Consider the following 13,450-nt stretch of genomic DNA (forward strand, 5'->3'; position numbering starts at 1 on the left):
GATTCCCATTCGATAAAGAGGTGAAGGTATAATGATACGAAAACTGAGTATCGCGATTTGCGCACTTGTCATGTTGCAAGCTTCTCTCTATTCCCTGTTTGCGAATCAAGCTCCTGTTGTTTATGCAAATACGATTAGCACTTTATATGAAACTTCTTTTGAGAATAGTAATGATTTGGATTGGCTGATGAGCGCTTCATCCTACGATACCAGCCAGATGCACTCCGGAACGCAGTCGCTAAAATATGTTACTCCCCAGGGCCCGAACAACCCCGGGGAGCAGGGCGCTGAAAGATCAGGTCCATCCGTCCGTTTTCCCGTAAACCCTGGAGATGCCTACGATGTCAGCGTCTGGGTAAAAACGACGCAATTATCCGGTCTTTGGGCTGGGGCTATGGTGCGAATAAGTATGCTCGACAGCTCTGGCAATGTGCTGGTGCAGAAAAATAACAATCCGTTTAATTCAGAAGACAAATGGCAGAAAGTGAAGCTTCCTACTGTTATTGCTTCGCAAAGTGCGGCCGAAGTTGAAATTACACTGTTTGCATACGGCGGTCAGGGAACGATCTGGTTCGATGATTTGCTTATCGCAGAAACAGCCCCGCCGCTTGATGCCATCAAGATTGCCTATGAATCTTCTTTCGAGGACAGCAATGACGCTGCTTGGCTCATGGCAGCGTCATCCTATGATACTGGTGAAAAGTATACAGGAGCAAAATCGCTAAAGTATGTGACGCCGCAAGGACCTAACACACCAGGTCAGCCGGGAGCAGAGCGAGAGGGGCCGTCCATTCGTATACCGGCAAAACCGGGCTATGCTTATGATGTCAGCGTCTGGATCAAAACGACGCAGCTGGTCGGAGATTGGTCCGGTGCGATGGTGCGGATAAGCTTTCTGGACAGCAACAATCAAGTCATTGAACAGAAAAATAATAACCCGCTTAACACGCTGGGCAATTGGCAAAACTTGCAGCTGCCATCCCTTACCGCTGCTGAAAATGCAGCGGAGGTTCAAATTACATTGTTTGGATACGGCGGTCAGGGTACGATGTGGTTCGATCATCTGGTCGTTACTGAATCTGTTCCACCGCAGACCAGGACGATTTATTCGACCTCCTTCGAAGATACACAAGACTCGGCTTGGCTGATGTCCGCGACAACTTATGATACTAGTGAGAAGTATACTGGGCTGCGATCCTTGAAGTATGTAACGCCGCAGGGACCTAACAACCCCGGACAGGAAGGCGCCGAAAGAGCAGGCCCGTCGATCCGTTTGCCGGCAAAGCCTGGCTATGCTTATGATGTGAGCGCATGGATCAAAACATCGCAGCTGTCAGGCCTATGGGCTGGAGCAATGGTGCGGATCAGCTTCCTCGACGGGAACGCTAATGTAATCGAGCAAAAAAATAATAATCCGCTTAATACATTAAATAATTGGCAGCATTTAAAGCTTCCGACACTTATAGCGAATGAAAATGCAGCGGAGATTGAAATTACGATTTTTGCATATGGCGGCCAGGGCACGATGTGGTTTGACGATCTGGTTGTCACAGAATCCCGCCCGCCGTTATTTACTTCTAAGCTGGATACGCCCAATTATCGCGGCTACTTGATTCCTGGGGGTAATTCACAGGTTAAAGTGGTGACAAGAGGGGCAACGGGCATACCTGCCGCTTCCTATACGACGGTTGCTCAACTGGTAAATGCGAGTAATCAGGTTGTGGCGGAGCAAGTTTTTTCGGGACAATTAAATATCCAAGCTGTTCTCGATACGGCAAACTTGCCTGCTGGAAAATATACAGCAGTCATTGCTGCGAAACGAACAGGCGAGGGCAGTTATCGCTATTCTGAGAAATGGCCGATTACTAAAGTGAATACAGCCTTGGAGCTGCCAGAATCCTATATTGATGATTTCGGAAGGTTCTGGAAGGACGGGGAGTTGTTTTTTCCAATAGGCATCTATACGGATCATACGTCTCAATCGGATTTGGATGATTTGCAAGGCAGTGCGATCAATACGATTATGCCTTACGGTTATCCAAATTCAGCGGAGCTTGACCTGGCCCATGATTATGGAATGAATGTCATTTTCTCATTAAAAGACTTCTTTTACAATTTTCCATTTACTCCTTCCTTTATTCAATCGGAGGAGGATGAGGTGCACTTTATTAAACAGCATGTGCAGGACTACAAAGATCATCCGGCGTTGTTAGCCTGGTATTTAAGCGATGAGACGCTGACGGATAATCGTCTGCGGGCCCACTATCAGGCCGTGCTGGAATCAGACCCGAATCACCCGGCCTATGTGGTTGATTTCCGCAAGCCAGATCCTTTTACGATTCATCATACTACCGATATATTTGGGTTTGATTTGTATCCGGTGTATGGGAAGACAACCGACGATTTAAGTGCAGTTGGTTCCATGCAAAAAGAAATAACAGCGGATTTGTTGAAAAAAGGTCAGTGGGCAGTTGTTCAGGCACATAACCTGGGCAATTACGAACCGGAATGGGGAGCTGTACGACCGCCAACCAAACAAGAAATGCAAAATATGTCCTGGCAGTATATTACGGAAGGGGCAAAGGGGATTTTATTTTACTCGCTGTTTGATTTAAAGCAGGATGCAAGCGGCAAAACTTATGGCGAGCTTTTGGACAATGTCAAGGCAGTTGCACAGGAGCTGAAAAATATGTCTCCTGTCATACTTTCGGAAGCTCAAGCGCCGCAGGTAAGCTATCCGGCACAGAATTGGCTGCATGTGATGACTAAGAACTATAATGGCAATACCTATGTAATCGCCGTGAATAACAGCACGCAATCCCGCCAAGCTGCTTTTACAGCACCAGACATCAGCGGATCGCCAATTCATGTTTGGAATGAGGGACGTTCGCTGTCCTGGTCAGGCAATCAATTCAGCGATACGTTTGCGCCTCTGTCCGTTCATATTTACGAAATTGGAACAGGGAATCCTATACCGATTCCTTAATAAAGAAATAGCCTGAATTTCTAGCAGATGTAGAAATCAGGCTTTCTTTTTTAGTTTAGGAGGCTAATTTAGATGATCATTATAAACTTGCAAACGGAATACTTGACTGAACCGCTTGCTATAGATACGCTCAGTCCAAGGCTAAGCTGGCAGCTGGAGGCAGGATCGGAGGTCCGCCAGAGAGCTTATCAAATTTATGTTGCGACGACTGCCAAGCTGCTGGAGGAAGACTATGCAGATATGTGGAACAGTGGGATAATCGAGTCCTCACGCCACAATCAAATCCCATATAACGGGAAGAAGCTTCAGTCCGCTGCAACGTACTATTGGAAGGTGAAAGTATGGTTTGCGGGCAGCGAGGAGACAGTCTGCAGCCAAATATCTTCATGGACAATGGGGTTGCTTGTGCAGGAAGATTGGCAGGCGAAATGGATAACAGCAGCCGGGGCTTCTGAGAATCTTCATGAAGGTCAAGAGGAAAGGCCAGCTTATGCTGCGCCTTATTTGCGTAAAGCGTTTACGACGATCAGGCCTGTTAAAAAGGCTATAGTCTTCGTTAGCGGATTAGGTTATTACGAGCTTTTTATGAATGGTATAAAAATAGGGGACCATGTCCTTGACCCAGGCGTAACCAACTATGAGAAGACCGTGCTATACACGGCATATGATGTGACCGAGGCTTTCGTTGAAAACAGCCATACTGCTGCGACCCAAACCCATGTTATCGGCATGCTGCTCGGCAGAGGCAGGTTCTCACAGCTGACAAAGGATGTATGGCGGTGGGAGCAATCTCCGTGGCATGATGAGCCGGTGGGCATTGTACAGCTTCATCTCGCATATGCGGATGGAACAACGCAACTAATTGGCAGCGACGAAAGCTGGAAAACAGCAGATAGTCCGCTTCAGTCGGACTGTTTGCTGGCAGGCGAAATTTATGATGCAAGGGAAGAAATAGCGAATTTATGGCAGGCCGGTTTTGATGATTCCTTGTGGAAGCAGGCTCGGATCGCAAGAGAGCCGAGAGGAAGACTGAGCGCACAAATGCTGCCTCCAATTAAAGTAATGAACACCTTTACGCCATCAGCAATCACCAAATTGGGAGCAGGGCATTACTTAGTTGATTTCGGCCAGATGTTGACAGGCTGGACTGCCTTGCAGGTACAAGGCAGTGCGGGAACGGCGGTTGAGCTGTGCTATGGCGAGGAATTGGACGGGAGCGGCCGAATCCATGTCGAGCATCCTGATATCGAAGGGGTGCTGCAGCGGGATAAGTATATATTGCGCGGGGAAGGCGTCGAGAAGTGGGAAGCCAGATTCAGCTACAAAGGCTTCCGCTTTGTAGAGGTGAAGGGATATCCAGGCGAATTAAAGAGTGAAGCATTGACAGCAAAGCATGTTTATTCCTCGGTAGCGCATACCGGGTCGTTCACATGTTCGAATGAAAGATTGAATGCGATTCATCATAACTCAATCATGTCGATCGTTAATAATCTGCACAGTATTCCGACGGATACGCCTGTTTATGAAAAAAACGGCTGGACGGCAGATGCCATGCTCTCTGCGGAGGCTGCCATCTATAATTACGATATGGCCGCTTTTTATACCAAGTGGATGCGCGATATAGAGGAATCGATTACGGAGCAAGGGGAATTGGCCCCGATCGTTCCGACTAGCGGATGGGGATATGAAGAGTCGACCTTTGGCTGGGATTTGGTAAAGGGGCCGGTGCCCGCATGGGATGCTGCTTTTTTTGAAATATGCTGGTACTGCTATGAAAGCTACGGCGATGTCCGAATGATGGAAACACATTTTGCTGCGATGAAACGCTATTTATTATACATGGAAACACATTTGGAGCAAGGCATTATGAAAAAGGGGCTTGGAGATTGGTTCGCTCCGGCAGGCGAGGCTTGTCCAAGCATAGGCAACAGCCCGGAGGGGGCAAGTCTAGTATCGACGGCCTATTGCTTCAAAATGACAGATACGTTCGTAAAGATGGCAGAGCTGTTGAATCGAAAAGAGGAACAGACTTATTTTGCCGATCTTCGAGCAAAGCTGAGTACGGCGTTTCATGCTAATTTTTATAATCCACATGCTCAAGTGTATGAGACAGAGATTGCAGCGGGATATCGGCAAACCTCAAATATTTTGCCGCTTGCCTTCGGACTTGTTCCAAATACAGAGAAAGCTGCTGTGCTGCAAAATTTGGTAGATCATATTCAGAATCAATGCAATGGCCATTTGGACACAGGAATTATCGGCACAAAGTTTATTTTGCATGTGCTGTCCGATAATGGTCATCATGAACTGGCCTATGAGATTGCCAATCAGTCTACCTATCCTAGCTGGGGCTATTGGATCGAACAGAGCGCTACTTCGCATTGGGAAACATGGGAGAAGCAGGGACGTTCGCGCAATCATCATATGTTTGGCTCGATAGACGATTGGTTCTACAGGAAGCTTGCTGGCATATCGATGCTGAAGCCGGGCTATCGTAAAGTGCAAATTAAGCCTTATGTGCCTCGCTTGCTGGAAGCCGCCGCCGCCGCTATCCGTATTCCTGCAGGGAAGCTGCATGCAAGCTGGAAGCAGGGTAATAGCCGGTTTAAGTTGACCGTCCAAATTCCAAGCCATACATTGGCCATTATTTTTGTTCCTAAGCTGTTTGGGCAGGTCGTTGAGTCATCGGCAAGAGCGAATTACGTGAAGGATGAAGACGGCTACGCCGTATTTGAAGCAGGTCCAGGGGTATATAATTTTGTATCTACAGGCGATTAGAATCGGTTTGCCTTTACTTTATGGTATTATATGCACATAAATCATAGTTCAATCTTATAGTCAGCGCTTGACTGATGTCGCGCGATTTCTAACGAAGCAGAGAAGCCTTATTCTACGAAATTCGATCTATTTTAGATTCTAACGAAGACTGGTTTCGTTAGGAGTGCATTTTACTCTCTTCTGAGTGATATTGGGGCAAATAAGGCCGTGAGGATTCGTTAGATTTCAAAACGGCACCTTTTAGGGGCTGTAACGAAATCAGGATTCGTTAAGCACTGATTTCTGTTTTGAGCCTAAATTATAGTCGGGATAACATTTCAAGACAAGGTGGCCTATACAATGAAGCGTTTCAAGATGAAGGTTCCTGAAATGTCCATTTATACGAAGCTGGTGCTGGCCTTTCTTATTGTTCTTGCGCCTTTATTCACCTTAAGCTTGAGTATGAATTATTCAGGCTCCATTAACGTCCGAAAAGAAATTTCCAATTCGATGCTATCGAGGGTCGAATATTATTTGAGCTCGCTTGAAACCGAGTTTGAGCGTATTAATGGGATTAAGATGGAGTACCTTGAGGATGAGGATTTAGGGAAGCTTTCCATTGCATCTGCCGCTATGTCGGATATCGAGAAAATACAAGCTGTTATTAGAGTGACCAATCGATTGAAGCTGTTGCAGACATCCAGTGCATACATTGAACAGGCAAGTGCGCATATCCCGGATATCGATCGCTCCATATCCATCTCGTCTACTTCGCGCGAATATTATGACCGGATGCTGCAAGACGAGTATAAGGGGCTGCTCGCTGCAAAAAAGAACGAATTGTCGCCGCTTGTACATTGGGAGGACAAGCTATTTTTAATGGTGTCATCGCCATATCCGGATTCCGTATTTACCGAGAAAACAAAAATGAATTTTATGATCAGTATCGAACTATCAAAAGCACGTATTGTGGAATCACTGCTTAAATTTGTGGGCAGCGGGCAAGGCGGGGCATTTCTGATCAGCGATGACGGCAGCTGGCATGTTTCCAGCGGGCAAGAGGTGATGATTGACCCGTTTACGAAAATGTACACCAAACAGAAAGGGGAGGCAGCAGCATATGATGCTGTTGACTCACTTACTGTTGGCGGAGAAACGTATTTATCTACAGCCAGAATATCGGAAAAATTTGGAGTCGTTCTGATTACTTATGCCCCCGAACGCGAGATTTTAGGTCCTATTAAGCAGTACAATTTATGGTACTGGGCGTTAACCATTTCATCATTATTTGTTATTATCATTTTCTCTTCTTTCATTTACCGAATGATACATAGGCCTCTCAAAAGTCTTCTATTTGCATTTAAGCAGGTTGAGATCGGCAATTTGCGCGTCCATTTGAAATATAGCTTTTCCAATGAATTCAACTATTTATATGTCCGGTTTAACGACATGGTCAACCATTTGAATGTTTTAGTTCATGAAGTATATGAGCAGAAATATCGTGCAAGATCCTCTGAGCTGAAGCAGCTGCAATCGCAAATCAATCCTCATTTTTTGTATAACAGCTTTTTTATTATTTATCGGATGGCCAAAATTCAAGATTATGATAATGTGACGCGATTCACCAGATATTTAGGTGAATATTTTCAATATATAACACGCGATCATAATGAGAATGTAAATTTGCAGACTGAAATAAAAATGACGAGAACGTATGGAGAAATTCAAGCGCTGCGCTTCTCGAATCGGATTACTGTGCACATAGAGGAAGTCCCCGATTCCTGCGAGCACTTGATTATTCCGCGGCTAACTCTGCAGCCTATTGTTGAAAATGCATTCAACCATGGTTTGGAGGATAAGCTTGCAGATGGTCAAATTATAGTTTCGTTTACGATGTTCGAGGAATATTTGCAAATTATAGTAGAAGATAATGGGGATGATCTTACCAATCAAGCGATCACAGATATTAACCAGATGCTGCGAACGAATGATGCCGATGCCGCAACAACGGGCATGATCAATGTTCATCGCCGGCTTCAAATCAAATACGGGGAGCAGTGGGGGCTTCAATGTATGCGCAGCAGGCTCGGCGGTTTTCAAGTGAATATCCGTATACCATTGAAAGGTGGAGAGGACCATGTGGCGTCTTTTGATTGTGGATGATGAACCGTATATAGTGGACGGCTTGATTGAACTATTTCATGAAATGCCTGAGCTTGAGCTGGAGCTTTTTAAAGCCTATTCAGCAATAGAAGCAATGGAATGGATGAATCGCACTAAGATCGATATCGTATTATCCGATATACGCATGCCGCATACGAGCGGCATTGAATTGCAGCAGGCTGTAGGGAAGCAATGGCCATACTGCAAATTTATCTTTTTGACAGGCTACGATGATTTTGACTATATCCAGGCCGCACTGCGCAGCGGCAGTGTTGATTATGTACTTAAAACCGAATATGACGAAGCGATTGTCGGTGCTGTAGAGAAAGCAATTGAAGCGCTCAAGGAGGATATGCGCAGCCATCACTTTATGAAGCAGGCGCGTGAGAGGCTGAATATGGCGCTTTCTGTACTGCAGAAAGAATATTTGCTGCCTCATTTGGAAGGAGATATTACAGCAGCCCAGCTGAAGAGCAGCCAAATGCAGGAGCTGCAAATCGAGCTCGATCTGGGCACATCGTATTACCTGGTCATCGGAAGAGTTGATCATTGGGAGGACAAGCTTTCCTATGCAGACCGCACCTTGCTTTTATTTGCCGTACAAAACATTGCAGCAGAATACTTCCAGGGCGCATCTTCGCAAGTATGCCAGCAGCTCTTAATCGATTCACGAAATTTGCTTTGGTATATCCGAAGCGAACGCTCGGGCCAATTTATGCTGGCCATACTGGAAACCATTCAGAATACGTGCAGAGAGCTGCTAGCGCTATCGGTTTCCTTTGTAGTCAGCAGCAAGCCGGTGGAATGGGAGGAGATGCATCTTGTCTATTACCGGTTGAGAAAATTGTTAGGGTTAGGCTTTGGGCATCATCAGGAAATGCTGCTGACGGATGACAGCAGTACGCTAAGTTCATCAGAGCTAACAGATGAGGAAAAGGAAAGTGATGTGCGGAGACAGCTTAAAAAGCTCGCTTTGCTTGCGGATTGTCTGGAGAATGGCCAGCAGCAGCAATTTAATCAAGTCTACTCAGAAATGTTTGCTTTATTTTCATCCAATTTCTCAGGAAAGCTCGAAATGTACTACACAACTTGTTCGTTGCTGCTATCCTATACGAATCGATGGGGACTCGATATAAATCTTGATTTTGCCTTGTTGCACACACGCGAGCCGGAGCTGGATGCAGTCATGCTGGAGCTGCAGCAGGCAGCCAATCAGTTGTTTGAGATGAAGCAAACAGAGCTGGCTGAACGTACAATGGGAGTCGTTGAGAAAATCAATCAATATATTGAGCAGCATCTTGATGGGGATCTGTCGTTGACGCAGCTTGCTGAGATCGTGCATTTGAATCCATCGTATTTATCCCGGCTCTACAAGATTAGCTCGGGCATCAGTTTGTCTGAATATATTAATGAAGTAAAACTTAACAAATGCAGAGAGCTGCTTCGTCAGCCCTATTTGAAAATACATGAGGTTGGAAGCGCGGTAGGCTTCTATTCACCACCGTATTTCACGAGATTTATAAAGAAAATGGTCAATATGACGCCGCAGGAATTCCGCGATTCTCTTAAGTAGAACAGGCAGGAGGAGTAAGCATAATGACCTATCGAATCATATCAAGAAATCTCTTTATACTCGCAATATTAATGTTATTTGTCTTGAATGCCTGCACGAAGGAAGAGAATAAGGAGAAGGAGCCTGACAGGAGTGATCAGGAAGCTGAGCACAACATGGATAATGAGATAAAGACGCCCGACGAAGAACGCAATGGCCCCGCCGATCCATTAGGCAAATATGACCCGCCTATCGAAATATCAACGGTTCGTATTTTGGGGGAAAGTATTGTATTTCCTGAGGGGCAGTCCGTTCATGACAATGTCTGGTATGAGGATTACAAAAATTCGCTTGGCATTAACTTGAAAAATAAATGGGTAGTCAGTCATCATTCCGGAGAGCAGAAGATGAATATATCGATTGCTTCAGGAGATTTGCCTGATTTTTTTGCTGTGAATGCTAATCAGCTCAAACGTTTAATTGAAGCAGACATGATTATGGATTTGACCGAAATATTCGAAAGCTATGCTTCGCCGCTAACGAGAGAGATTTTGGCACAGAATCCAACCTCGCTTCCATCCGCAACCTTTGGCGGCAAGCTGATGGCCATTCCGAATACCCAGTCAGCTATCGACTATGCCCATTTAGTATGGGTGCGTACAGACTGGCTGGAAGAGCTGAAGCTGCCGGAGCCGAAAACAATGGATGATCTCATCAAAATATCAGCAGCTTTCTCAAAATTTGATCCTGATGGAAATAAGCAAACAAATACGGTAGGGCTAATATTAACGAAGGATTTGATCGACGGTTATGGCGGATATGAAGGATTTATGCATGGCTATCATGCCTATCCAATGTTTTGGATTAAAGATGACAAAGGCAAGCTTGTGTATGGAAGCATTCAGCCGGAAGTAAGAACGGCATTGCTGCAGCTGCAAAAAATGTACAAGCAGGGGCAAATGGATCGGGAATTTGGGGTTAAGGATATGGCGAAGGCGGCGGAAGCTGCAGCAGCAGGAAATAATGGAATTGTTTTTGGGCAAATGTGGAATCCGTTATGGCCGATCTTGTCCAGCAAGGAACACGACAGGACGATTCAGTGGCAGGCGTATCCGCTTGTTTCGGCTGACGGCAAGCCGGCGCGTCCGGGAATTAAAGCGGCAACTACAGAGTATTATGTGGTGAATAAAGGGGCCGCCCATCCAGAAGCGCTTATTAAAATGCTGAATTTGTTTGTAGAACGGATATGGGGCGATCATACAACGTTTGAGCAATTTGAGAAGCTGTATTCCAGCAATGGAATTGAACATCATAACTACGCGGCTGTGCAAGCATGGCCATCACGAAAAAATCTGGACATTTATTTAAAAGTAACGGAAGCGCTGCGAACAAAAGATACATCGAAGCTGAATATGGAGCAATTGCATACCTACAACAGTATTCAAGCTCATCTTAATGGAACAGGCGAAGCGATGGAGTGGGCCTATGAACGTGTATTTGGCGAACAGGGGTCATTTTCAGTCATTAATCAATATCTAAAGGATGATTTACTCGTTTACGACGAGTTTTATGGGTTGCCGACTCCGACGATGGCTGAGAAAAATACAATTTTAGAAAAGATCGAAATCGAAGTGTTTACGAAAATTATTATGGGAGATCCTATCGAAAACTTTGATAAATTTGTTCGCGATTGGTGGGAAATTGGCGGCAGCCAAATCACCAAGGAAGTAAATGAATGGCATGATTCGATGCAAGGATCCTAGAAAAGAAGTGTGTCCGCCAAGGTTGATAAGTCAACCTGGGGGCACGCTTTTTTTTAAATTGTTCTCCAGTCCCAAACTTGCTCTCTGTTACCCTCTTCTTTTGCTTACCAAATCTTGCTCACAAGGAATGGACATGGTCACACGTTCCGTTATTTTCCTAAAAACCGCCACTTTCTCAAATTCGCGGTCACACATTCCGCTATACAGCTCCAAATGGGGCACTTTCTGCGATTTATGGATCAATAACGGAACGTCTGTCACTTTGCCACCTCAAAACTACGGTTTTAGGCGTAATAACGGAACGTCTGACCATCTAGCAAAGTTGTCGATTCCTTATAGACAGGGCATCAAGCAATATACGTGTGTTTTTGTGTATACTGAAACCGTGTGTCAACAGGTGTATACGAAAGTAAAAACTAGTATCTAGATGAGCCGGGGACTACTTTTTATACTAGAAATATGAAAGGCAGCTGCACAGTTTGCAGCGAAAACTACAACAAACATGATGGAGGGGTAATATGTTGAAGAGCAAAAAGGCACTCGCGATTGTTTCTTTGGCGCTGACCTTAGCGCTTACAGGCTGCGGAAGCAAAACAACGCCTGAGCCAAGCAGCACGCCGGGGACATCCAAGGAGCCGGTTCAAACAACAGATACGGGAAGCAGCAATGAAGTATTAGAGGTTTCAACGGTTTCGCCAAGCGATCCTTACTTGAAGTTTGATGAAGGGGAAAGCTTTGACAAAAACTCGGTTTATGATGCTTACGAAAAAGATATTGGCGTAAAAATTACAAATAAATGGGTGGCCGATATAACCCAATTTAAAGAAAAAGTAAAAATTACAATCGCATCCGATGACCTTCCGGATTTCTTGCTAGTCAATGCTACACAGCTTAAAGAGCTTACTGAAGCTGATATGATCATGGATTTGACAGAGCTTTATAACGAGCATGCAACGGAAGAAACAAAAAAGTTTCTGACGATGGACGGCGGCATGCAAATGAAAACAGCTACTTTTGACGGAAAAATGATGGGGATTCCAAGCTCCTACAATCCATTCCAATATCAAACCTTGTTTGTTCGCACAGATTGGCTGAAGGAGCTTAATCTTCCTGAGCCTAAAACGATGGACGACTTTATGAAAATTGCCGAGACGTTCAAAGCTAAAAACCCTGGCGGTACAAAAGAAGCTTTCGGTATTGCAGTAAGCAAAAATCCATTCAGCAATGAAACTGGCGTAACAGGGCTTAAAGCATTTTTGAACGGTTACCATGCCTACGAAAACATTTGGATGGAAGATGGCAATGGCGGACTGATGAACAGTGATATTCAGCCTGAAACGAAACAAGCGCTTGCAGCTTTGCAGGAGTGGTTTAAAAAAGGCTTGATTGACCCTGAATTCGCAGTAAAAGATGTTGAGAAAGCAGCTGAGCTTATTTACGACGGCAGCATCGGTATGGTATTTGGAGCTTCCTGGACGCCGGCACAGCTGGCACAAGGCGCAGTTAAAGACGGCAAGGTTGTTCAAGAATGGGGCGCATTCCCGATCCCTTCTGCAGACAATAACCCTACATTAAACCAAATTGGTATTGGCGTTGACGAATATTATGTCATTTCCAAAAAAGCTAAACATCCTGAAGGCGTTATCCGTTTGCTTAACCACTGGGTTCAAATGACTCTAAATCCTACAGAGGATCAGAAAGTTTATGAATATGGCAAAGACCGTGTGGAGAAAGGCGCTAACTACTGGCTGCTCAATCCGCTTCGCGTAGGCAGACAGATTGATAATAACGGTGAAATTTTACCTAAAGCAATTGAGAATAAAGATGAAAGCATTCTTGAAACGACAGATCAAAAAGGACGTTATGCCCGCGCGATGCAATATTTGAACGGCGATGCATCTATGTGGTGGGAAATTTTGATCTCCGGTCCAAAGGGAGCATTCTCGCTTGCGCCAGAAATTCAAAAGAATAAGCAATATTTGCAAAACAAATTCTATGGCGCGCCTACTCCAACGATGGCCGACCGCCAAGAAATTTTAACTAAAAAACGTGATGAAGTATTTTTCAAAATTATAATGAACCAAGTGTCTGTTGACGAATTTGATAAGTTTGTTGAAGAGTGGAAAAAGCTTGGCGGCGATGAAATTACCAAGGAAGTTAACGAGTGGTACAAATCGGTTAAATAGCAGATGACAGAGCCGGGGAGGGATTGGTTTCATGCAATCCCTC

At 45.0% G+C, this 13,450-nt stretch carries 6 protein-coding genes; all 6 read left to right on the forward strand.

Annotated elements, in window-relative coordinates:
- Positions 1-31 precede the first annotated feature (31 nt).
- The 6 genes from V1L65_RS09810 to V1L65_RS09835 all read left to right on the forward strand — a co-directional run bounded on the left by V1L65_RS09810 (position 32) and on the right by V1L65_RS09835 (position 13,407).
- Positions 32-2,986, forward strand: coding sequence for a hypothetical protein (locus V1L65_RS09810; RefSeq protein WP_331698955.1), 2,955 nt, complete (start codon positions 32-34; stop codon positions 2,984-2,986).
- Between the two features lie 72 nt (positions 2,987-3,058).
- Positions 3,059-5,764: a family 78 glycoside hydrolase catalytic domain gene (locus tag V1L65_RS09815; protein WP_331698956.1), complete on the forward strand. Its 2,706-nt coding sequence runs from the start codon at positions 3,059-3,061 to the stop codon at positions 5,762-5,764.
- Between the two features lie 339 nt (positions 5,765-6,103).
- Positions 6,104-7,906 (forward strand): sensor histidine kinase, encoded by a 1,803-nt coding sequence (locus V1L65_RS09820; protein WP_331698957.1) that lies wholly within the window; start codon positions 6,104-6,106, stop codon positions 7,904-7,906.
- Entirely contained in the window at positions 7,881-9,479 is a 1,599-nt protein-coding gene (locus tag V1L65_RS09825) for a response regulator transcription factor (protein WP_331698958.1), read from the forward strand. Before V1L65_RS09820 ends, V1L65_RS09825 begins: the two co-directional genes overlap by 26 nt.
- A 23-nt stretch (positions 9,480-9,502) precedes the next feature.
- Entirely contained in the window at positions 9,503-11,221 is a 1,719-nt protein-coding gene (locus V1L65_RS09830; RefSeq protein ID WP_331698959.1) for an extracellular solute-binding protein, read from the forward strand.
- A 518-nt stretch (positions 11,222-11,739) separates the two neighbouring features.
- Complete coding sequence (locus V1L65_RS09835) at positions 11,740-13,407, forward strand: extracellular solute-binding protein (RefSeq protein WP_331698960.1); 1,668 nt, start codon at positions 11,740-11,742, stop codon at positions 13,405-13,407.
- Positions 13,408-13,450 lie beyond the last annotated feature (43 nt).

It is taken from the genome of Paenibacillus sp. IITD108 (genome assembly GCF_036541265.1).
GTDB lineage: Bacteria > Bacillota > Bacilli > Paenibacillales > Paenibacillaceae > Pristimantibacillus.

Bases quoted from the DNA above. Each gene is read 5' to 3' on its own strand.
- V1L65_RS09830 (WP_331698959.1), top strand. From the start codon at position 9,503: ATGACCTATCGAATCATATCAAGAAATCTCTTTATACTCGCAATATTA.
- V1L65_RS09835 (WP_331698960.1), top strand. From the start codon at position 11,740: ATGTTGAAGAGCAAAAAGGCACTCGCGATTGTTTCTTTGGCGCTGACC.
- V1L65_RS09810 (WP_331698955.1), top strand. From the start codon at position 32: ATGATACGAAAACTGAGTATCGCGATTTGCGCACTTGTCATGTTGCAA.
- V1L65_RS09825 (WP_331698958.1), top strand. From the start codon at position 7,881: ATGTGGCGTCTTTTGATTGTGGATGATGAACCGTATATAGTGGACGGC.
- V1L65_RS09820 (WP_331698957.1), top strand. From the start codon at position 6,104: ATGAAGCGTTTCAAGATGAAGGTTCCTGAAATGTCCATTTATACGAAG.
- V1L65_RS09815 (WP_331698956.1), top strand. From the start codon at position 3,059: ATGATCATTATAAACTTGCAAACGGAATACTTGACTGAACCGCTTGCT.